Origin of the sequence: Neorhizobium petrolearium, from assembly GCF_029854435.1 — a bacterium.
Taxonomy (GTDB): domain Bacteria; phylum Pseudomonadota; class Alphaproteobacteria; order Rhizobiales; family Rhizobiaceae; genus Neorhizobium; species Neorhizobium petrolearium.
This window is the reverse complement of sequence record NZ_CP123000.1, coordinates 3287638-3309230: the sequence shown is the minus strand read 5'-3', so window position 1 is coordinate 3309230 and position 21593 is coordinate 3287638. Positions and strand designations below refer to the sequence as shown.

The window sequence follows — 21593 nt, the reverse complement described above, 5'->3', positions numbered from 1 at the left end:
AGGTATTATCGTGCGCGTCACTGAAAAAGGTGTCTTCTTACGCGCGACGCGTCCCGCTATCGCGCCTATTTCCTTCGCTCGACATCATCTCCCCCGAAACTCATCCCTGACGGACTTTCTTATGATCGGCAAGCTCAAAGGCACTATCGACGAGATCGGCGACGACTACGTTCTCGTGGACGTGCATGGCGTCTGTTACGAGGTCTTTTGCTCGTCCCGCGCGCTTTCGAAAATGGGCTCGGTGGGCGAGGCGGTGGTGCTCTTCATCGAGACGTATGTGCGTGAAGACCAGTTGAAGCTCTTCGGCTTTCTTTCGGCGCTGGAGCGGGAATGGTTCAACCTGCTGCAAAGCGTGCAGGGGGTCGGCGCCAAGGTGGCGCTCGCCGTGCTTTCGACGCTGACGCCATCCGAGCTTGCCAATGCGATCGCGCTGCAGGACCGGACTTCCGTGTCGCGGGCGCCGGGCGTTGGCCCAAAGGTGGCGATGCGCATCGTGACGGAACTGAAGAACAAGGCCCCGGCCTTTGCGGGCGAGGCGTCCGCGAATATCGGCTTCAAGCAGGAGATCGGCGAGGGTGTCGCTTCGGCGCCGGTCGCGGACGCGGTCTCGGCGCTGACCAATCTCGGCTACTCACGTGACCAGGCGGCGAATGCGGTGGCCGCCGCGTTGAAGAACGGCGGCGAAGGGGGTGACAGCGCCAAGCTGATCCGGCTGGGCTTGAAGGAACTGGCGCGGTGAGGGGATTGCAAAAGAGAGATTTCGCCTTACTATTCTCGGAATGTAAGGCGTAGCGGAGTTGCGATATGGGTTTCAGCATCACGATCACATCCAAGGGACAGATGACCATACCGAAAGACCTGCGTGACCAGTTGAAGGTCAAGCCGGGCGACAAATGCTATGCTTGGGTTCGCAACGGCGAGATGGTTGTCATTCCGCGTAATAAGCCTCTTGGTGAATTGGCTGGCGTACTCGGCAAGCCGCTGGCAAATGGACCGCTTTCGCAGAACGATATCGACAATGCTGTTATGGACGCCGCCGTCGAGCGATACGAAAACGCGATCAGACAGAGCGGCGGAGAATGAGTGGACGCATCGGCATCGATACCAACGTCCTATTGCGGATCGCCATTCCGGATGATGCGAGGCAGATGGATGCCGTTAGCAGGCTTCTGGATCGGCTGGATGCCGACGATATTCTTTTCATCAATGTATCCGTCATCCTTGAAGCGAGCTGGGTCCTGAACCGCAAATACCGCTATCCCAGGGATCGTATCTTGGACTTCATTCAGGCCATATTGGAACGGCGCGAGTTCGAGGTGGCGGATTATGAGGCGGTCGGCAATGCTATCCATATCTGCCGTATGTCGAACGTCGATTTCGCCGATGCCTTGCTGAGTGAGATGAATCGTATCGATGACTGCAGTAAGACTTTTACCTTCGACAAGAAAGCCGCCGCGCGCGTCCCCGGAATGGAACTTCTCACATGAATGAACCCGCCCGCCTGATAACGCCGGAAAAGCGGGGCGAAGACCTGGATGCGACGCTGCGCCCGCAGTCGCTGGACGAGTTCACCGGCCAGGCGGAGGCGCGCGCCAACCTGAAGGTCTTCATCGAGGCGGCGAAGGGGCGTGGCGAGGCGCTCGACCACGTGCTTTTCGTCGGCCCGCCCGGACTCGGCAAGACGACGCTGGCGCAAATCATGGCGAAGGAACTCGGCGTCAATTTCCGTTCCACCTCCGGCCCGGTCATCGCCAAGGCGGGCGATCTTGCGGCACTGCTCACCAATCTCGAAGAGCGCGATGTGCTCTTCATCGACGAAATTCATCGCCTCAATCCGGCGGTCGAGGAAATCCTTTATCCCGCCATGGAGGATTTCCAGCTCGACCTCATTATCGGCGAGGGGCCGGCGGCGCGTTCGGTGAAGATCGACCTTTCGAAATTCACGCTAGTCGCCGCCACCACCCGTCTCGGCCTGCTTACCACGCCGTTGCGGGACCGTTTCGGCATTCCGGTGCGCCTGTCGTTCTACACCGTCGAGGAACTGGAACTCATCGTGCGGCGCGGCGCTCGGCTGATGAACCTGCCGATGACGGACGACGGCGCCCGTGAGATCGCCCGGCGTGCGCGCGGCACACCGCGCATCGCGGGCCGGCTGTTGCGCCGCGTGCGTGACTTCGCGGAGGTCGCGAAGGCGGAGGCGGTGACGAAGGAGATCGCCGACGAGGCGCTGACGCGGCTTCTGGTCGATCATGCGGGTCTCGACCAGCTCGACAAGCGCTACCTCAACATGATCGCCGTGAATTTTGGTGGCGGGCCGGTTGGCATCGAGACGATTGCCGCTGGCCTGTCCGAACCGCGCGATGCGATCGAGGACATTATCGAGCCCTACATGATCCAGCAGGGTTTCATCCAGCGCACGCCGCGCGGCCGCGTTTTAACTGCAAATGCCTGGAAACATCTCGGAATGCAGCCGCCCAAGGATCTTGAGGCCGCGCAATTCCGGATGTTCACCGAGGACGAGTAAGCGATCACCTCCGGCGGTCCCGGCTGACCCGATCTTGATCTCCGGTCCCGGCCAACGGAACCTTCGCTGTCTGCCTGGGTTTTCCTTGAAAAGGAGAACGCCATGCGGACGATCGATATCGAGAACGCAGTTCATCGGACATGGCAGCGAAGCGAGGGGGAGCTTCCGAAGAGCCGGTCGGAGTTCTGCCATGTCTGACCAGGGTCCCGATCGCATCCCCCCGGCCGAGGTGGCAGAAAATGCGGATAAGGGGCTGAAATTGCGCGCGCAATATCGGCGCGGCGGGACGATGGCGGGTATCGCCCGGGCCCGCGATCTGAAGAACCGCAAGCCGCTTTCCGAGAAGACGATCAGGAAGATGGTAAGTTACTTCCATCGTCATAAGGCGGACAAGCGCGCCGAGAACTTCGGTGACGATGAGAATCCATCAACCGGCTATATCGCCTGGTTGCTTTGGGGAGGCGATGCCGGTCAGAAATGGGCCGAAGAGCACAAAAAGGCGATCGAAACGGCCAGAAACGAGGGCAGGATGCGGCGTTTCAAACAGTCGGAGCACGGGCGTTCGCCAGATTCCTGACAGTTCCGCTCAAAAGCATCATGCCGCCCGGCTTCCAGCCCAGCGTTCTGATCTTCTCCGTCGACATGGGATTGATCGAATGACGGTCGGCAGGGAGCGGCAGTTCATGCGGTCGATGCGGCAGATTGCCCAGGATTTCCCTTGTATCGGTCAGGATGTCGGAAATGTTGAAAACCTGCCCGTCGATCTTCCCTATCTCGGTATCGAGCATCAGGCGAACGGCAGCAGCCACGTCGTGGCCGTGGACCTCGGTGCCTGCCCGTGACGGCACGGGTCGACCGGCGAGGTAGTCCTCGAAAAGCGCGTCCCACTTGTTCGGCTGAAAGTCGCCGTAGACGCCCGTCAATCGCAGGCTCGCCGTGACGAAACCCGGGCCGGAGAGAGCTGTGAGTGCCCGCTCGCCGTCGAGCTTGATCTCTCCGTAAAGGCTGTCCGGCCTGAGGACGAGGTCTTCGGTCAGCGGCGTACCAGCCGGCAGTCCGTCGTAGACCGCACGACTGGAGAGAAAGATCGCGCGCCGCGTGCCCGCCCGTTTGGCCGTCTCGAAGAGCTTGACCGTCCCGTCGAGATTCAGCCGTCGGAAGCGGGCCGGATCGTCGCCTTCGCCGCCGCGGTATTTTCCGGGAAGGTGATCGAAGGCGGCATGCACGAAGAAATAGGCATCGTCGAAAGCCTCCATCCGGTCGATATCCGGATCAAGGGAGAGGGCTGCGAAACCGACCGGTCTGGAGAAGAGGTCGGGTGCGGGCGGCGTCCGCCCGCCGACGATGACCTGGTATCCGGCTTCCAGCAGGCCTTCGACGATGTAACGCCCCACAAGGCCCGTCCCGCCTGAAACCAGGACTTTCATGAAGGCTCCCCGGGTTTGGGAAGTGCCGCGAGATCCGGGACATCCCGACCCTCATGAAAGGCATCCCAAAGGTCGATCAGCGGGCGCAGGCGATCCGCTTTCGGATGATCCCTTTCCCAGGGTTTCTCATACTGGTAGTGCAGCACCGAAATGCTCTCCCAATCCCAGAGCGCCGGCATATTGAACCATACATATTGCAGCATGTTCATGAACACCGGCAGGCCGTGCCAATCCGGGAAGAAGCTTTCGAGAAAGGTCTGGTCGGTGCGCCGCCAGAAGGCATCCGGCCGGTCGAGCGCGGCCAGCATCCGCTCGAAGGTCTCTGTGGAAGGCTTGGCAACGAAGACACCTGAGTTCAGCCGGTGGAAATCGGCGAGGCTTTCATAGACATTCGGCGCGGCGGAGAATTCCGGATAATCGAACAGCTTGTCGATGTTCTTCAACACCAGCGCATCGGCATCGATGAAGACCGCCTTGTCGTATTCGGTGAGCTGCCAGAGGCGAATCTTGCAGAAGTTGTCGAGGGGCGTGTGGAAGTCCGGCTTGCGGCCCTTGGTGAAGGGGGCCGCGCCATGCAGGTTTTGTCTGGCATGCCGTTCGTTGAAGGCGTCGGAGAGCGGCAAGTGGTCGACCTCGACCAGTCGGCAGCCGAGGGCTTCTAGCGGCGCAAGATCGTTTGCTCCGACACCGCCCGTGTGCAGTACGACGATGTCCGCCGCCGTTTCCGTCCGCTGGATCGAACGGGCGAGCGCCACGGCACCCATCGCGTAATCGGCATTGGTCACCAGCGTGACGAAGGCGTTTTTCATGGTGTGCAGTAGTCCCTTTTTAGCCCTCCGATCGTCATGCTCGGGCTTGTCCCGAGCATCTGCTGCCATTCAATATTCTCCGTGAACGGCAGATCCTCGGACAAGCCCGAGGATGACGGCGAGCAAATTCCCAGTCATCAGGATACCGATTTCAGCCGCTTGCCTTCCGGGTCGTGCTCCACCTTGGCGGCGATGTCCCTGGTCCAGGCAGAAACGGCGGGAACGCGTGATCTGTCAACGCGATAGGCGTATTTCTTCGCAACATCGACGATCTCGCCGAGCAGGCCTTCTCCGAGCGTGGTGGGAGCAAGGCCAAGACCGAGGAACTTCTCGTTCTTGACGATCAGCTCGTTTTCCGGCGCCTCTTTTCGCGGGTTCGGCAGCCAGGCGATCTTCGCGCCGGTCATCTTCGCGACCAATTCGGCAAGATCGCGCACCCGGTGAGTCTCGGTCATCTGATTGAAGATCTCGACGCGGCTGCCGCGCTCAGGCGGGTTGTTCAGTGCGATCTCGATGCAGCGCACCGAATCCTGGATATGGATGAAGGCGCGCGTCTGGCCGCCAGTGCCGTGCACGGTCAGCGGATAACCGATCGCCGCCTGGATGAGAAAACGATTCAAGACCGTCCCGTAATCCCCGTCATAATCGAATCTATTGATCAATTGCGTATGCCGCCGCGTTTGCTCCGTATGGGTGCCCCAGACGATGCCCTGATGCAGGTCGGTGATCCTCAGCCCGTCGTTCTTCGCGTAGAACTGGAAGAGAAGCTGATCCAGGCACTTCGTCATGTGGTAGATCGAGCCGGGATTGGCGGGATAGAGGATGTCCTGGGAAACGGTGCGGCCATCGGGGGTCTCGATACCGACCGGCAGATAGCCTTCCGGAATTGCCGCGCCGACCGTCGAATAACCGTAGACGCCCATTGTGCCGAGATGCACGAGGTGCGCGTCGAGTTCGAGTTCGACCAGAGCGTTCAAAAGGTTATGCGTGGCGTTGACGTTGTTGTTGACCGTGTAGTTCTTGTGCCGGTCGCTTTTCATGGAATAGGGCGCGGCGCGCTGTTCGGCGAAATGGATGATGGCGTCCGGTCGATGCTTTGCAAGCCAGCCCTTCAGGAGCTCGTAGTCCTTGGCGAGGTCGATCAGGTGGAAATGGATGCGGCGGCCGGTCTCCGCGTGCCAGATGCGGGTGCGCTCCTGGATGCTGTCCATCGGGGTGAGGGACTGGACGCCGAGCTCTGTGTCGATCCAGCGGCGGGAGAGGTTGTCGAGGATGTGAATTTCGTGGCCCGCATCGGACAGGTGAAGCGATGTCGGCCAGCCGACGAAACCGTCTCCGCCGAGGACTGCAATCTTCATGACGTACTCTCCGCTGGTTTTCGATGAATTTCCTGATAGGGAGGAACTGTGACAGCTCTTGAAAGCTGGTTCAGTGTTCCACGATTATCCAGTGGGCGATGGGGTTTTTCCAAGGCAAGCTTATGCAGGCACACAATTTTTTGTTATCGGGCGAATTGGTCGAGGGAGGCCATCGGCTTGCCCAGCGCGTCTATTATGAAGACACGGATTTCTCGGGCCTCGTCTATCACGCGCGCTACCTGCACTTCCTCGAACGCGGCCGCACGGACTATCTGCGCTGCCTCGGTTGCGAGCAGAGCGCGCTTCTTTCGGCCGACGAGGAGGGGCTCGTCTTCGTCGTCCATCGGATGGAGATCGATTTCAAGCAGCCGGCCCGCATGGACGATATCCTCGTCATTCAGACGATGACGGAAAAGGCGGGCGGCGCGAAAATGGTGCTCAATCAGGAAATCCGCCGCGGCGACACGCTCTTGATCGCGGCAAAGGTGGTGATTGCCGTCATCAACAAATACGGCCGCCCGCGCCGCCTTCCGGAGAGCGTGGCGGAAAAGTTTCTGGGGCACCCGGTTTAGCTAAATGAAGTAAACCGGCATCCTCGGCTGTAACACATCCTTAACGATAATGATGTCTTACTGGCCGGTGAGGAATTTGTGCAACGCACGCCTTCCTTTGACCAAAATTGAAAGCGAGAAGCCAAGCTGGAAACTCAGGGCATCTTGGGGTTACGGCGGGCGCATTCAGCGATCAAGGACATTCTCGCGAGAGCGCGCTTTTGAACCCGCCCGGTCCTTAAAAACCGGGCGTTTGGATTCGGGGATAGTAGTAGATGGAACAGGTAGGTTTGGCGGCGGCGGCAAGCGAAGTAAGCCTCTGGTCGCTGTTCATGCAGGCCGGTCTTGTCGTCAAGCTGGTCATGATCGGTCTCATCGGCGCGTCGGTCTGGACCTGGGCGATCGTGATCGACAAATACGTGAGCTTCAACAAGGCGAAACGCCAGTTCGACCAGTTCGAACAGGTTTTTTGGTCCGGCCAGTCGCTGGAAGAGCTCTACCGCACGCTTTCGGAACGCCAGAACAACGGGCTTTCCGCCATCTTCGTCGCTGCCATGCGCGAGTGGAAGAAGAGCTTCGAGCGCGGCGCACGCGCGCCGATCGGATTGCAGATGCGCATCGACCGGGCGATGGACGTCACCATGGCACGTGAGAGCGAGGCTTATGAAGCCCGTCTCGGATCGCTCGCGACGATCGGTTCGGCGGGGCCTTTCATCGGCCTTTTCGGTACGGTTGTCGGTATCATGACCTCGTTCCAGGCGATCGCCGGTTCGAAATCCACCAACCTCGCCGTCGTCGCCCCGGGTATTGCCGAAGCGCTGCTTGCCACCGCGATCGGCCTCGTGGCGGCCATACCGGCGGTCATCGCCTACAACAAGTTCACCGCAGATGCCGGCAAGCTTTCGGGCCGCATGGAAGGTTTCGCGGACGAGTTTTCCGCCATTCTGTCGCGCCAGATCGATGAGAAGCTCCAGCCGCGCCAGGCGGCGCAGTAAAGCGATCCGCAAGGAGTAACGTATCATGGGTATGTCGGCCGGAGGAGCAAAGGCATCGGGTGGCGGCCGTCGCAGGCGCGGCGGCCGGCGCGGCGCCATCAGCGAGATCAACGTCACGCCGCTCGTCGACGTGATGCTCGTGCTGCTCATCATCTTCATGGTGGCGGCGCCGATGATGACTGTCGGCGTGCCGATCGACCTGCCGGAAACGCAGGCGAGTGCGATGAATGCCGATACGCAGCCGATCACCGTCTCGGTCAATCCGCAGGGCGAGATCTACCTGCAGGAAACGCCGATCGGCATCGACGAGATCGTACCGAAGCTGCAGGCGATCGCCACGACCGGCTACAACGAACGCATCTATGTGCGCGGCGACACGACCGCGGCCTACGGCGTCGTCATGAAGGTCATGGCCCGTATTTCCTCGGCCGGTTACAAGAATATCGGCCTCGTCACGCTTCAGGAACAGGAGAAGTGATCGCGGCGCCATGAGAGGTAGTCTCGGCACATCGCTGGTTCTCCACACACTGGTGCTCGGTTATGCGCTGGTGTCCATCAGCGCGCCGGCCTCCTTCGAGGTGGCCGACGTGGAAGCTTTGCCTGTCGATATCATTCCGGTCGAGTCGATCACCCAGATCCAGCAGGGTGACAAGAAGGCGCCCGTTGCCGAAAAGGCCGCGCCGAAGCCGACGACCAAGCCGAACATCGTCGAGAATGCCGAAAATGCCGGCGACAACGATATCGATCTGAAGACGCCGCCGACGCCCGCCAAGAAGCCGGTGCCGACGGAGGCGGCCGCTGCGCCGAAGCCGGCCGAGAAGCCGGTGCCGACCCCGACCCCCGAACAGAACGAGGTCAAGGACATCGTACCGGAGGAGACGGCACCGAAGCCGGCCGAGGTTGCCGCCCTGCCGGAACCAAAGCCCGAGGTGACGCCGCCGCAGCCCAAACCCGAACCGGCGCCGCAGCCCCAGCCGACACCCGCACCCGCCGAAACCCAGGCGGAAGAGATCCCGCTGCCGGACGCCGTGCCGATCCCCGCCGCCAAGCCGCGGCCGGAACCGCCGAAGGAAGAGGCCAAGCCCGTCGAGAAGCCTGCCGAAAAGCCGGCCGAGAAAAAGCCTGAGACGCCGAAGCCGGCGGAGACCGCAAAGGCTGCCGAGAAGCCGACCGACAAGAAGGAAGGCAAGAAGCAGGAGACCGCCAAGTCTTCTTCCTCGAAGGAGAGCGACTTCAACGCAGATCAGATTGCCGCACTGCTCAACAAGCAGGAGGCATCCGGCGGCGGCGCGAAACGTTCCAGCGCACCGGCGGCCATGGGCGGAAAGAAGGACGCGGGCGGCTCCAAGCTCAGTCAGAGCGAAATGGATGCATTGCGCGGCCAGATCGAGAACAACTGGTCCGTCATCGCCGGCATCGAAGGGGCGGAGGGCGTGATCATCACCGTCACCATGAAACTGGACGAAACCGGCGCGATTGTCGGGCGGCCGGAAGTGACTGCCAAAGGCGGCTCCGACAGCGCCCGCCGCACGCTCGAGGGCAGTGCGCTTCGTGCGGTCATGCGTTCCTCGCCGTTCAGGAACCTGCCCGCCGACAAATACGACGCCTGGAGCGAAGTTGTCGTCAATTTCGACCCGAGCGAATTGCTTTGAAAGGCTTTGATATCATGATGAAACGTTCTTTCATCCGCCTCGTGATCGCGCTTGCGGGCATGGCCGTGATGTTTGCCGCGCCGGCCGAGGCGCGCGTGGAAATCAACATCAACAAGGGCAATGTCGAACCGCTGCCGATCGCGATCACGGACTTCTTGTCGAACAATGAACTGGGGCCTCAGATTTCCCAGGTCGTTGCCGCCGACCTGAAGCGTTCCGGCCTTTTTGCGCCGATCGACAGGAACGCGTTCATCGAGAAGATTGCCGACCCGAACCGCGCGCCGCGCTTCGAGGACTGGAAGGTCATCAATGCCCAGGCGCTGGTGACGGGCCGCGTGACCCGCGAGGGCGACGGGCGGCTTCGCGCCGAGTTCCGTCTCTGGGACACCTTCGCCGGCCAGCAGATGACCGGTCAGCAGTTCTACACCCAGCCGGAGAACTGGCGCCGTGTCGCCCATATCATCGCCGACGCGATCTACAAGCAGATCACCGGCGAGGAGGGCTATTTCGACACCCGCGTCGTCTTCGTCTCGGAGAGCGGCCCGAAGACGGCCCGCCAGCGCCAGCTCGCGATCATGGACCAGGACGGGTTCAACGTCCGCACGCTCACCGATGCCAGGAACATCGTGCTGACGCCGCGCTTCTCGCCGAGCCGGCAGGAAGTCACCTACATGTCCTTCGAGGGCAACCAGCCGCGCGTCTATCTTCTCCAACTGGAGACGGGGCAGCGCGAGGTGGTCGGCAATTTCCCGGGCATGACGTTCTCGCCGCGCTTCTCGCCGGATGGCCAGAAGGTCATCATGAGCCTGCAGCAGGAGGGCAATTCCAACATCTACACGATGGATCTTCGCTCGCGCACCACGACGCGGCTCACCTCGACCCAGGCGATCGACACGTCGCCGTCTTATTCGCCGGATGGCACGCGCATAGCGTTTGAAAGCGACCGCGGCGGAAGGCCGCAGATCTATGTGATGAATGCCGACGGTTCGGGCCAGACCCGCATTTCTTTCGGCGACGGCTCTTATTCCACGCCGGTCTGGTCGCCCCGCGGAGACCTGATCGCCTTCACCAAGCAGTCGGGCGGCAAGTTCTCGATCGGCGTGATGAAGACGGACGGTTCGGGCGAGCGCATCCTGACGACCGGCTTCCACAACGAGGGCCCGACCTGGGCGCCGAACGGCCGCGTCCTGATGTTCTTCCGCCAGGCGGCGGGCTCGGGCGGTCCGCAGCTCTATTCCATCGACCTGACCGGCTACAACGAACAACTCATCAAGACCCCCTCCTATGCGTCCGACCCGGCCTGGTCTCCGCTTCTGGAGTAGGACCGATGAACACAAAAGAGGCGGCTTGTCGCCTCTTTTGCGCCCGAATCTACTGAGAAACGACCTAATAAGGGGCGCGGTAACATTCCGTTAACCATAAGTGTTTGGTCATGGTTAACCGAGCCCGGTTAGAGTCTGGCAACTCTGAAATTTCGGAATTTATTGATCTAAGGAGAGACCGGCCATGAGCCGCATGCAGAATCTCGCTCGCAACCCTGCCGTCATTGCGCTCACGCTCGCACTCGCGCTCGCCGGCTGCGCCAACAAGAAGAACCTGCCGAACAGCGCCGGTGAACTCGGGCTTGGCGGCGCCGGGGCTGCGACGCCCGGCTCGAGCCAGGATTTCACCGTCAATGTCGGCGACCGCATCTTCTTCGACACAGACAGTTCCTCGATCCGCGCCGACGCCCAGCAGACGCTCGACCGTCAGGCCCAGTGGCTGCAGCGCTATCCGAACTATGCAATTACCGTCGAAGGCCATGCCGACGAACGGGGCACGCGCGAATACAACCTCGCCCTCGGCGCCCGCCGCGCCGCGGCCACCAGGGAATATCTCGCTTCCCGCGGCGTTCCGGCCAACCGCATGAAGACCATTTCGTACGGCAAGGAGCGCCCGGTCGCCGTCTGCGACGACATTTCCTGCTGGTCGCAGAACCGCCGCGCCGTCACGGTTCTTGGTGGCGCCGGTTCGTAACTGAGGCCACGGGTCCCCGGAATAAAAGGCGGCTATCCAGGCCGCCTTTTTGCTTTTTCCATAGTTTGGCCCTGATTTCAGGGATTTTTGAACGTGACCTTGGTTGCTTTTTGGCGTCAGTTGGAAAAATCTCCTGCTGCGCCAATCCGGTGCACACGAAAGAGCAGGACGGACACTTATGAAGAAACTTGTCTTGGCAGCGATGCTGGGGCTGATGGCGACGAGCGCTTCTGCGGGGGCTTTCTCGCTGCCGAAACTTTTCCGGGGTGATCAGGCTGCGGCGGAACGATCTCAGGCTCATCAGCCGCCGGTGGTTCTTGCGCAGAGCGCTGATGCCGTTCGTATCCAGCAACTCCAGGAAGAGGTCCGCCAGTTGAACGGCCGGATCGAGGAAATGAGTTATCAGCTTCTGCAGATGCAGGAGCAGCTGCGCAAGACGCAGGAAGACAACGAATTCCGCTTCCAGGATCTGGAGAAGAACAAGCGTAGTGAAATCGATACCACGGCCGGGAGACCGGCCGTGGCGTCCAATCGTGCTCCCGCACAAACCGCGCCCTCCGCCCAGCCTTCCGACGATGTCGCCAGGATCATCGAATCACCGTCCGAAGGCGAAATCGGACAGGATCAGGCCGCTGACGGCCGGATGGCGCCGCCGCCGACCACGCTTGGCTCCATCGAGCTCGATCAGAACGGCAATCCGCAGGCTGCCACGCGCAACGACCGGGTCAACAACGCCGCCGGCCTTCCAGGCGTGGATATCGGCTCGCAGGCTCCCGGCAAGGCCGCGGCGCGCGCAAAGACCGATCCGCAACAGACGGCCGCCCTCGGCAGCGAGAGCGACGCCTATCAGATCGCCTATAATCACATCCTTACCGGCGACTACTCTCTCGCCGAGCAGGAGTTCTCCGGCTATATCCAGTCCTATCCGAGGAGCACGCGCCTCGCGGACGCCAATTTCTGGCTGGGAGAAGCACAGTATTCGCAGGAAAAATACAACGAAGCCGCCAAGACTTTCCTCAACGCGCACCAGAGTTACGGCAAGTCGCCGAAGGCTCCGGAAATGCTCCTGAAGCTCGGCATGTCGCTTGCCGCCCTCGACAATACCGAGACCGCCTGCGCGACGCTCCGCGAAGTCGCCAAGCGTTATCCGTCCGCCTCCAAGGCGGTGCTTTCCAAGGTCGGCAGCGAACAGAAGCGCTTGCGCTGCGGCTGACGGCGTCCTCGTGACTGCCTCCGCTTCAAACCTGCCGCCTGTCGAAGCGATCCAGCGGCTCCTTGACGTTATTACGAAACCGGCGCGCCTTCTCGTCGCCATTTCCGGCGGCAGCGATTCCACCGGCCTGCTCGTCGCTCTTTCGAAAGCCATTTCTCCCGGTTCCGGCGTCTCACTCTTCGCGGCGACCGTCGACCATGCCCTGAGGCCTGAATCCGCAGAAGAGGCGCTGAGCGTCGCCGCCCTTTGCAGCAGGCTCGGCATTCCGCATGTCATCCGCCGCTGGGAGGGCGAGAAGCCGGAGGCGGGCCTTTCCGCCGCGTCCCGCGAGGCGCGCTATCGCCTCCTGGTGGAGATCGCCGACGAGATTGATGCCACCGCCATCCTCACCGGCCACACGCTCGACGACCAGGCGGAAACGGTTGCCATGCGCGCCGCCAGGAGCGGCAGAGAAGACAATCTCGGCCTTGCCGGCATGGCGGAGGCGGTGCTTCTCGAACGACGCCGCTGGCTTCTGAGACCTTTCTTGAAAACCCGACGTGCCGATATCCGCGCTTTTCTGACCAATGAAGGGGAGAGCTGGATCGACGATCCCAGCAATCTCAATCCGCATTACGAGCGGGTGAGGGTGCGCGGAAAGCTCGCGACTGAAGGCTCGTTCGATGCGGCAGCGCTCACCCGGGCTGTCAAGCGGCGGACGGCGTTGTCCGATGCGGCGGCCCGTCTCGTTCACGATCATGTGACGATCCGTCTTGGCGTGCTGGCCCATCTTGCTCCGGCGGGCCTTGCGGGCGACGGCGCCGTGCGCCGCCACGCCTTGTCGCTGCTTTCGGCGGTGCTCGGGGGGAGGGCACATGCCTTGCGCGGCGAGAGCACGAATAGGGTGATGGCCTTTCTCGACAGCGGCCGGCCCGGACGCATCACCGCCGGACGAGTGATCTTCGACCTTCGCCGCGACGGGCTTTATCTTGCTCGCGAAAACCGAGGTCTCATGCCGCTTGTCGTCGCACCCGGCGGGATCGCGGTATGGGATGGCCGATACCGGATCGCCAACGGCAGCGCCGCCGAGATCATCATCGGCCCGACCGCTCCGGATCGGGAGGAGGCGCGTGCCCTCTTTCCGGATGCGCCGCCGGCAATCGCCATGCGGGCTATGAGCGTGATGCCGTGGGTTGAGGCGAACTCCTTCTTCTTTCCAGCGGGGAGTTCGACGATCGCGTTGAGCCAGCCGCCCACCGCCGGCCAAATTCACATCATGCCAACCCTTGCCCCCTTCGACCGCTTTTTGCCGCAGTTTGACCTTAATCTCGCAAGCGAGTTTGCTGTTTTGCTCGGATGCGACGTTTTTCCCCCGCTGCCGGTTAAGGATTCCGCGCGGAAAAGCTAGGCGGCGGCTCCGGTTCTCCTTGGCAAGGACGTGCCGCAACCCTATGTTAAGCGGCAAGTAAGGCGGTCGCCTCGAAAAAAAGCGGGCCGTCACAGTCCGGGGAGTTCAATGAACCCAAACTTTCGTAATATCGCCCTCTGGGTCATCATAGCCCTTTTGCTGGTCGCATTGTTCAGCATGTTCCAGACGGCGCCGACGCAGACCAACTCGCGTGAGATTCCCTATTCGCAATTCCTGCGTGACGTGGATTCGGGGCGGGTCAGGGATGTCGTCGTCACAGGCAACCGGGTGCTCGGCACCTATACGGAAAGCGGCTCTGGATTTCAGACCTATTCGCCCGTCATCGACGATACCTTGATGGAGCGGCTGCAGTCCAAGAACGTCACCATCGTGGCCCGCCCGGAAACGGACGGGTCTTCCGGTTTCCTGAGCTATCTCGGCACGCTTTTGCCGATGCTTCTGATTCTCGGTGTCTGGCTGTTCTTCATGCGGCAGATGCAGGGTGGCTCGCGCGGCGCGATGGGCTTCGGCAAGTCCAAGGCCAAGCTTTTGACCGAAGCACACGGGCGCGTGACGTTTGAAGACGTCGCCGGCGTCGACGAGGCCAAGCAGGACCTCGAAGAGATCGTCGAATTCCTGCGCGATCCGCAGAAATTCCAGCGGCTCGGCGGCCGCATCCCGCGCGGCGTGCTGCTTGTCGGCCCGCCCGGTACGGGTAAGACGCTGCTCGCCCGCGCGATTGCCGGCGAAGCCAACGTGCCCTTCTTCACCATTTCCGGTTCGGACTTCGTCGAAATGTTCGTCGGCGTCGGTGCCTCCCGTGTGCGCGACATGTTCGAGCAGGCCAAGAAGAATGCGCCCTGCATCATCTTCATCGACGAAATCGATGCGGTGGGTCGTCATCGCGGCGCCGGCCTCGGCGGCGGCAATGACGAGCGCGAACAGACCCTCAACCAGCTCCTCGTCGAGATGGACGGTTTCGAGGCGAACGAAGGCATCATCCTGATCGCCGCGACCAACCGTCCCGACGTTCTCGACCCGGCGCTTCTGCGTCCCGGCCGCTTCGACCGCCAGGTCGTCGTTCCGAACCCGGACATCGTCGGCCGCGAGCGCATCCTCAAGGTTCATGCCCGCAACGTTCCGCTGGCGCCGAATGTCGACCTCAAGGTGCTGGCGCGCGGCACGCCCGGCTTCTCCGGTGCCGACCTCATGAACCTCGTCAACGAGGCGGCCCTGATGGCGGCCCGGCGCAACAAGCGCCTTGTCACCATGCAGGAGTTCGAGGACGCCAAGGACAAGATCATGATGGGTGCGGAGCGCCGCTCCTCGGCCATGACCGAGGCGGAGAAGAAGCTCACCGCCTATCACGAGGCCGGCCATGCGATCACCGCGCTGAACGTCCCTGTCGCCGACCCTCTCCACAAGGCGACGATCATTCCGCGCGGCCGTGCGCTCGGCATGGTGATGCAGCTTCCCGAAGGCGATCGCTATTCGATGAGCTACAAGTGGATGGTGTCGCGCCTTGTCATCATGATGGGCGGACGCGTCGCCGAGGAAATCACCTTCGGCAAGGAAAACATCACCTCGGGTGCCTCGTCCGACATCGAGCAGGCCACCAAGCTTGCCCGCGCCATGGTCACGCAATGGGGCTTCTCCGACGTGCTCGGCCAGGTCGCCTATGGCGAGAACCAGCAGGAAGTCTTCCTCGGCCATTCGGTGTCGCAGTCGAAGAATGTGTCGGAATCGACCGCGCAGAAGATCGACACCGAAGTGCGTCGCCTGATCGACGAGGCCTATACAGAGGCCCGCCGCATCATCACCGAGAAGCACGACGAGTTCGTGGCTCTCGCCGAAGGCCTGCTCGAATACGAGACGCTGTCGGGCGAGGAGATCAAGGCACTGCTCAAAGGGCATAAGCCGTCACGCGATCTCGGCGACGACGCGCCGCCCGCCCGTGGTTCGGCAGTGCCGAGCACCGGCGGTTCCAAAAAGGACGAGCCGAAGGGCGGCGAGCCTGAAAGCGGTCTCGAACCCCAGCCGCACTGAGCCATTCAAACATAACTCAAAACCGCCGCAGAGCGATCCGCGGCGGTTTTTGTTTGACTGTCTATCTCCCCGGCTATCTCAATGAGTGACGGGCCTTAGCCTTATTGGTAACGGGATATAAGCGATTTTGACGCTAATTTATGTGCTTATTCATGCGATCTATGGCATGAGCCGACCATGAGGCCGGCCCGGCCGTCGAGAGGATCGCGGGTCCGATCCCTGCCAGGACTTCGCCCGGGATCGCGCCAGGACCGCGCGATGTGAGGCGCGATGACGAAGGAGTTTACATGACACGCCGCTATTTCGGCACCGATGGTATTCGCGGACAGTCCAACGTCTTTCCGATGACGCCCGATCTTGCGATGCGGGTCGGCATTGCCGTCGGCACGATCTTCCGCAACGGCAATCATCGCCACCGGGTGGTGATCGGCAAGGATACGCGTCTTTCCGGCTACATGCTGGAGAATGCGATGGTGGCGGGCTTCACCGCCGCAGGCCTCGATGTCTTTCTGCTCGGACCGATCCCGACGCCGGCGGTCGCCATGCTCACCCGTTCCCTGCGCGCCGATGTCGGCGTGATGATCTCCGCCTCCCACAATCCCTATCAGGACAACGGCATCAAGCTCTTCGGTCCGGATGGCTACAAGCTCTCCGACGAGATCGAGATGCAGATCGAGGATCTGCTCGACAAGGACATGCATGCTCAGCTCGCCAAGCCCGGCGATATCGGCCGCGCGAAACGCGTCGAGGGCGATATCTACCGCTATATCGAGCATGTGAAGCGCACGCTGCCGCGCGATGTCACGCTGCACGGCCTGCGCGTTGCGATCGATTGCGCCAATGGTGCGGCCTACAAGGTGGCGCCGCTCGCGCTCTGGGAGCTCGGGGCCGAGGTGGTGACGATCGGCAACGAGCCGAACGGCACGAATATCAACCTCGACTGCGGTTCGACCAGCCCGGAAAATTTGCAGAAGAAGGTCCATGAAGTGCGCGCCGATATCGGCATTGCGCTCGACGGCGATGCTGACCGCGTCATCATCGTTGATGAGTGTGGCGAGATCGTCGACGGCGACCAGTTGATGGCGGTGATTGCCGAGAGCTGGGCCGAGGACGAGAAGCTGAGGGGCGGCGGCGTTGTCGCAACCGTCATGTCCAATCTCGGACTGGAACGGTTCCTTCAGAAGAAGGGCCTCGACCTCCACCGCACCAAGGTGGGCGACCGTTACGTCGTGGAACACATGCGCCACAATGACTTCAACGTCGGCGGCGAACAGTCCGGCCATATCGTTCTTTCGGATTTCGGCACGACCGGCGACGGTCTGGTCGCCGCGCTGCAGATCCTGGCGCGGGTCAAGCGTCTTGGACGGCCGGTCAGCGAGATCTGCCGTCGTTTCGAGCCTGTGCCGCAGCTTCTGAAGAACGTCCGCTTCCAGGGGGGCAAGCCGCTGGAGGATAACGCCGTGCGTCAGGCGATCGCCGATGCGGAGGCCGAGCTTGCTTCGCATGGTCGCCTCGTGATCCGTCCCTCCGGCACCGAACCTCTGATCCGCGTGATGGCGGAAGGAGACGATCGGGCGCAGATCGAACGCATCGTCGACGGCCTTGTCGGTGCCATAGCCAGCGCCCGCAGCGCTGCGGCCTGAACGCGTCTTGCGCACATAAGGCTTGGGCTTGCTTGAACGCGGCGCGCCTCAGGGCTGCGCCGCGCCTGTCAGCGAAAAATAGATGAAGGCCGCCGCGAAGAAGGCGGCGATGCCGAGCGCGATCAGCAGGCGCTTGAGCCATGGCGGCGTTTGCCGTGGTGGCTTCGGTTTTGGCGGACGCTGGAACTTGATGACATTGTCTGGCATGTCGCCTTCCTTAAACGTCGCGGAAGCTTTTGCCAATGGAAGCCGTGCAGCGCCATGGTTAACTTGGTCAAAGCCAAGCTTTCGTCTGCGGCCCTGACTGAAATTAAGGAAAACATGCGGTAAACAAGCATGGTTAAGCGGCGCTTAACCTTTCTTCTTCATCATCTTTCGCGGATCAACCCGTTGGCTGCGCGCTCCGCCAGCCATACGCGATACGAGCTTTGGAGATGAAGCCATGAAAAAGTGCTTGACCAGCGCATTCGTGCTGGCGCTGACGGTGAGCACCGCCAATTCTGCAGATCTTTATCAGCCGCAACCCGAGCCGATCATGGATGCTCCGGAAGTAACCGTGCAGGAAGCCAGCGGGTGGTATCTGCGCGGCGATGTCGGCTATTCCTTCAACGACATACGCGGGGCGAACTACTACCAGGGCTCCAATTCCACGCTGACGAATTTCGACCACACATCGCTGAAAGACAGTTTCCTGCTGGGGGCGGGTGTTGGCTACCAGATCAACAACCACCTGCGCACCGACGTGACTTTCGACTACCTCACCTCGGCGGATTTCCGCGGCGGCACGTCGGGTGTCTGCGGTGACGGCGTCGGCAACCCGTTCGTTGCATGCTCCTCCAGCGACAAATCCTACATGCACGCCTATTCGCTGATGGCGAACGTCTATGTGGACCTCGGCACCTACGGCTATATCACGCCCTATGTCGGCGGCGGTATCGGCGGTGCCTACGTCAAGTGGGGCAAGCTCCGCAACACGATCTGCGACGATCCCTATGCCGCCGGCTGCTATACCAGCGAACACGAAGGCCAGAAGAGCTGGCGCTTCACCTATGCTCTCATGGCGGGCGCGGCCATCGACATCACCTGCAACCTCAAGGCCGATATCGGCTATCGCTACCGCCACATCATGGGCGGGGACATGTTCGGCTACAATCTCGGCGGCGGTCCCGGCGATGACAAGGGCTTCGACATGCATGAGGCCCGCATCGGCGCACGCTACACGTTCGGTGGCTGCGAAGCTCCGCCCTACGAGCCCCCGCCGGAGCCGATCGTTTACAAGTGAGTTTCAGATATCCGAAAGTAAAAGCCGCCTTCCGGGCGGCTTTTGCGTTTGAGGCGACAGATGAAGCGTCGTCGAAATTAACGATGTATCCGGTTTCGGGTTCAAAACTCGGGCCTGAGCCGCTATCGAATGCCGGGACATTCCAAAAAGGCTTGCAGATGGTGCTGGTGTTCAAGATCTCCGTCTTTGACGACGTCGACGACGTCTCGCAGGACTGGCCGCAGGGCGCAACGGCCGGGAACGGCGCACGCTTTCACCCTTTCCAGAGCGTCGCGTTTCTCAAGGTGTGGCTTTCGAGTCTCGGACGAACCGGCCGCCGCAGCCTGCATTTCGTGGAAGTGCGCGACGCTGCCGGCCGCCCGGTCATCTTCATCCCTCTTTGCATCAGCTTGTCGAAGGGGGCGAGAATCCTTGAATTCATCGATGCCGATGCGGCCGATTACAACGCACCGGTATTGTTTCCGACACCGATCGCCTGGTCACGCGAGACGGCGGAGGAGCTTTGGCGGGCTGTCACGGACGCCTTGCCGCCCTTCGATGTCGTGATGTTCAGCAAGATGCCGGGCGATATCGACGGCATCGTCAATCCGCTCGGCCTTATCGGCGATCGTCCGAACGGAGTTTCCTGTCACTGCAATGACCTGCGCCGGCCCTGGGCGGAGATCGAGGCGGGGATACCGCAACGCAAGACATTGATGCGCAAGATCCGCAACCTGGAAAAGATCGCGCCGCTTTCCTTCGGGATCGCGGCGGACGAGGCGGAACGCCGCCAGGCGACGTTGGCCTTCATGCGCCAGAAACAGTGGCGGTTCGAGCAGACCCGCGTTCCCGGTTTCGACGTCGATGCCGGAAAGCGCGACTTCTTCGACAGAGGCACCGAGCTCTTCGCCCGCGAAGGCATGCTTCGGCTCTTCTACCTGAAGTCGGGAGAGGAAATCATCGCGACCATCTGGGGCCTTGTGGCCGGCCGGCGTTACTATGCAATCATGCTGTCCTTCGAGGCGGGCGCCTGGGCGAAATATTCGCCCGGCAGCGTGCTTTATAGCCGCACGCTCGGATGGCTCTGCGAAAACGGCTTCGAATGGCTGGACCTCGGTATCGGCGATGAGGCCTGGAAGCTCGAAAGCTGCGAGACGACCTTTCCCCTGACGGCCCGGGAGCAACCCGTTACACTGCGTGGCCGGATCTTCCTCATGCGACGCCGTGTCGCCGCGGGTATTCGCTCCACCGCCATCTGGCAGGCGGTGAGACCCCTGAAATGGGTCATCCTGCGGCGTTTGCGGCAGGCGAACGTCGCCTTTCTCGGATGGATGTATTTCCCGGTGATCTGCTGATCTCGCCGTATCGGGCGGCGCCTGCGGTAGAAATTTATCCGAGAGCGACATCGCCCGCTTGACTGTGAAAGCGGACAGGAATATCCACGGCGGCGGGACACTCCTCCCCAACGAGGAGCCATCTATCTGGAAGGATAGCATCATGGCGGATACCGCAAAGCCGGACGTACGTCCGAACAATACCCATTTCTCTTCTGGCCCTTGCTCGAAGCGCCCCGGTTGGTCGCTCGAAGCGCTCGCTGATGCCCCGCTCGGTCGTTCGCACCGCGCCAAAGTCGGCAAGACGAAACTGAAGCAGGCCATCGATCTTACCCGCGAAATCCTGAACGTGCCGGCGGATTACCGCATCGGCATCGTGCCGGCTTCCGATACCGGCGCCGTCGAGATGGCGCTCTGGTCGCTGCTCGGCGAACGCGGCGTCGACATGCTCGCCTGGGAAAGCTTTGGCGCCGGCTGGGTCACCGACGTCGTCAAGCAGCTGAAGCTCAAGGACGTCCGCAAGTTCGAAGCCGATTACGGCCTGCTGCCGAACCTGGCGGAAGTCGATTTCGACCGCGACGTGGTCTTTACCTGGAACGGCACGACCTCGGGCGTGCGCGTTCCGAACGCGGATTTCATCCCCGCCGACCGCAAGGGTCTGACGATCTGCGACGCCACTTCGGCGGCCTTCGCGCAGGACATGGACTTTACGAAGCTCGACGTCGTCACCTTCTCCTGGCAGAAGGTCCTGGGCGGCGAGGGCGGTCACGGCATGCTGATCCTTTCCCCGCGCGCCGTCGAGCGTCTCGAGACCTACACGCCCGCGTGGCCGCTGCCGAAGATCTTCCGCATGACCAAGGGCGGCAAGCTGATCGAAGGCATCTTCACCGGCGAGACGATCAACACGCCGTCGATGCTCTGCGTCGAGGACTATATCGATGCGCTTCTCTGGGCGAAGCAGGTCGGCGGGCTCAAGGCGCTGATCGCCCGTGCCGATGCCAATGCCAAGGTCATCTTCGATTTCTGCGCCGCGAACTCCTGGCTTCAGAATCTTGCAGTCGATCCGGCGACGCGGTCCAACACGTCCGTCTGCCTGAAGATCGTCGACCCCGAAATCTTGGCGCTCGATGACGATGCGCAGGCCGCATTCGCAAAAGGGATCGTCGCGATCCTCGAAAAGGAAGGCGTCGCCCTCGACATCGGCGCCTATCGCGACGCGCCGTCGGGCCTGCGCATCTGGGCGGGCGCCACGATCGATGAGGCCGACATGAAGGCCCTGATGCCGTGGCTCGCTTACGCCTTCAATACCCAGAAGGCCGCGCTCGCCAAGGCTGCCGCATAAACGATCGCGCTTCGGCTCCGCTTTTCGAGGCGGAG

Annotated in this window: 22 protein-coding genes; 18 read left to right on the top strand and 4 right to left on the bottom strand. The window is 61.7% G+C overall.

What is annotated here, in order from left to right; all coding sequences use genetic code 11:
• The first annotated feature begins 121 nt into the window (after nucleotides 1-121).
• The 5 genes from ruvA (at nucleotide 122) to QEO92_RS16370 (ending at nucleotide 3101) form a co-directional block, all read left to right on the top strand.
• Nucleotides 122-739, top strand: a complete 618-nt coding sequence (gene ruvA, locus QEO92_RS16390; RefSeq protein WP_037148984.1) for a Holliday junction branch migration protein RuvA — start codon at nucleotides 122-124, stop codon at nucleotides 737-739.
• A 65-nt stretch (nucleotides 740-804) separates the two neighbouring features.
• Complete coding sequence (locus QEO92_RS16385) at nucleotides 805-1083, top strand: AbrB/MazE/SpoVT family DNA-binding domain-containing protein (RefSeq protein WP_037148987.1); 279 nt, start codon at nucleotides 805-807, stop codon at nucleotides 1081-1083.
• On the top strand, nucleotides 1080-1487 hold the full coding sequence (locus QEO92_RS16380; protein WP_227703728.1) for a PIN domain-containing protein: 408 nt from the start codon (nucleotides 1080-1082) through the stop codon (nucleotides 1485-1487). Before QEO92_RS16385 ends, QEO92_RS16380 begins: the two co-directional genes overlap by 4 nt.
• Entirely contained in the window at nucleotides 1484-2524 is a 1041-nt protein-coding gene (ruvB, locus tag QEO92_RS16375) for a Holliday junction branch migration DNA helicase RuvB (RefSeq protein ID WP_227703727.1), read from the top strand. Before QEO92_RS16380 ends, ruvB begins: the two co-directional genes overlap by 4 nt.
• Before the next feature lie 190 nt (nucleotides 2525-2714).
• Nucleotides 2715-3101, top strand: coding sequence for a hypothetical protein (locus tag QEO92_RS16370; RefSeq protein ID WP_227703726.1), 387 nt, complete (start codon nucleotides 2715-2717; stop codon nucleotides 3099-3101).
• Here the strand turns inward: QEO92_RS16370 and QEO92_RS16365 are convergent.
• The 3 genes from QEO92_RS16365 to QEO92_RS16355 all read right to left on the bottom strand — a co-directional run bounded on the left by QEO92_RS16365 (nucleotide 3064) and on the right by QEO92_RS16355 (nucleotide 6118).
• Nucleotides 3064-3951 (bottom strand): NAD-dependent epimerase/dehydratase family protein, encoded by an 888-nt coding sequence (locus tag QEO92_RS16365; RefSeq protein ID WP_227703725.1) that lies wholly within the window; start codon nucleotides 3949-3951, stop codon nucleotides 3064-3066. The genes QEO92_RS16370 and QEO92_RS16365 overlap by 38 nt on opposite strands.
• A complete protein-coding gene (locus QEO92_RS16360; RefSeq protein ID WP_227705190.1) occupies nucleotides 3948-4760 on the bottom strand; it encodes a glycosyltransferase in 813 nt (270 codons plus the stop codon). Before QEO92_RS16360 ends, QEO92_RS16365 begins: the two co-directional genes overlap by 4 nt.
• Nucleotides 4761-4897: 137 nt before the next feature.
• Nucleotides 4898-6118 (bottom strand): NAD-dependent epimerase/dehydratase family protein, encoded by a 1221-nt coding sequence (locus QEO92_RS16355; RefSeq protein ID WP_210055633.1) that lies wholly within the window; start codon nucleotides 6116-6118, stop codon nucleotides 4898-4900.
• Between the two features lie 122 nt (nucleotides 6119-6240).
• Here QEO92_RS16355 and ybgC point away from each other — a divergent pair, with 122 nt between their 5' ends.
• From ybgC to glmM, 10 genes are all read left to right on the top strand, one after another.
• The gene (ybgC, locus tag QEO92_RS16350; RefSeq protein ID WP_227703724.1) at nucleotides 6241-6690 is read left to right on the top strand and encodes a tol-pal system-associated acyl-CoA thioesterase; all 450 of its coding nucleotides are present in this window, start codon (nucleotides 6241-6243) and stop codon (nucleotides 6688-6690) included.
• A gap of 254 nt (nucleotides 6691-6944) precedes the next feature.
• Nucleotides 6945-7664: a protein TolQ gene (gene tolQ, locus QEO92_RS16345; protein ID WP_037149000.1), complete on the top strand. Its 720-nt coding sequence runs from the start codon at nucleotides 6945-6947 to the stop codon at nucleotides 7662-7664.
• Between the two features lie 25 nt (nucleotides 7665-7689).
• Nucleotides 7690-8142 (top strand): protein TolR, encoded by a 453-nt coding sequence (tolR, locus tag QEO92_RS16340; RefSeq protein WP_037149007.1) that lies wholly within the window; start codon nucleotides 7690-7692, stop codon nucleotides 8140-8142.
• Nucleotides 8143-8152: 10 nt separating this feature from the next.
• Nucleotides 8153-9316 carry a hypothetical protein gene (locus tag QEO92_RS16335; RefSeq protein ID WP_227703723.1) on the top strand — a complete coding sequence of 388 codons (1164 nt, stop codon included), beginning with the start codon at nucleotides 8153-8155 and terminating at the stop codon, nucleotides 9314-9316.
• 14 nt (nucleotides 9317-9330) lie between these two features.
• Entirely contained in the window at nucleotides 9331-10638 is a 1308-nt protein-coding gene (tolB, locus tag QEO92_RS16330; protein ID WP_227703722.1) for a Tol-Pal system beta propeller repeat protein TolB, read from the top strand.
• 184 nt (nucleotides 10639-10822) lie between these two features.
• On the top strand, nucleotides 10823-11332 hold the full coding sequence (pal, locus tag QEO92_RS16325; protein WP_037149017.1) for a peptidoglycan-associated lipoprotein Pal: 510 nt from the start codon (nucleotides 10823-10825) through the stop codon (nucleotides 11330-11332).
• Between the two features lie 178 nt (nucleotides 11333-11510).
• Entirely contained in the window at nucleotides 11511-12545 is a 1035-nt protein-coding gene (gene ybgF, locus QEO92_RS16320) for a tol-pal system protein YbgF (protein WP_227703721.1), read from the top strand.
• Between the two features lie 10 nt (nucleotides 12546-12555).
• The gene (gene tilS / locus QEO92_RS16315; protein WP_227703720.1) at nucleotides 12556-13932 is read left to right on the top strand and encodes a tRNA lysidine(34) synthetase TilS; all 1377 of its coding nucleotides are present in this window, start codon (nucleotides 12556-12558) and stop codon (nucleotides 13930-13932) included.
• Nucleotides 13933-14040: 108 nt separating this feature from the next.
• Nucleotides 14041-15978, top strand: a complete 1938-nt coding sequence (ftsH, locus tag QEO92_RS16310) for an ATP-dependent zinc metalloprotease FtsH (RefSeq protein ID WP_037149022.1) — start codon at nucleotides 14041-14043, stop codon at nucleotides 15976-15978.
• A 287-nt stretch (nucleotides 15979-16265) separates the two neighbouring features.
• Nucleotides 16266-17621 carry a phosphoglucosamine mutase gene (gene glmM, locus QEO92_RS16305; RefSeq protein WP_037149024.1) on the top strand — a complete coding sequence of 452 codons (1356 nt, stop codon included), beginning with the start codon at nucleotides 16266-16268 and terminating at the stop codon, nucleotides 17619-17621.
• Between the two features lie 48 nt (nucleotides 17622-17669).
• Here glmM and QEO92_RS16300 read toward each other — a convergent pair whose 3' ends face one another.
• Entirely contained in the window at nucleotides 17670-17828 is a 159-nt protein-coding gene (locus QEO92_RS16300; RefSeq protein ID WP_200883933.1) for a hypothetical protein, read from the bottom strand.
• A 235-nt stretch (nucleotides 17829-18063) separates the two neighbouring features.
• Between QEO92_RS16300 and QEO92_RS16295 the strand changes: the two genes are divergently transcribed.
• The 3 genes from QEO92_RS16295 to QEO92_RS16285 all read left to right on the top strand — a co-directional run bounded on the left by QEO92_RS16295 (nucleotide 18064) and on the right by QEO92_RS16285 (nucleotide 21558).
• The gene (locus QEO92_RS16295) at nucleotides 18064-18903 is read left to right on the top strand and encodes an outer membrane protein (protein WP_210055653.1); all 840 of its coding nucleotides are present in this window, start codon (nucleotides 18064-18066) and stop codon (nucleotides 18901-18903) included.
• Between the two features lie 83 nt (nucleotides 18904-18986).
• Nucleotides 18987-20237, top strand: a complete 1251-nt coding sequence (locus tag QEO92_RS16290; RefSeq protein WP_227703719.1) for a GNAT family N-acetyltransferase — start codon at nucleotides 18987-18989, stop codon at nucleotides 20235-20237.
• Nucleotides 20238-20379: 142 nt separating this feature from the next.
• Entirely contained in the window at nucleotides 20380-21558 is a 1179-nt protein-coding gene (locus QEO92_RS16285; RefSeq protein ID WP_227703718.1) for a phosphoserine transaminase, read from the top strand.
• The last annotated feature ends 35 nt before the right edge of the window (nucleotides 21559-21593 follow it).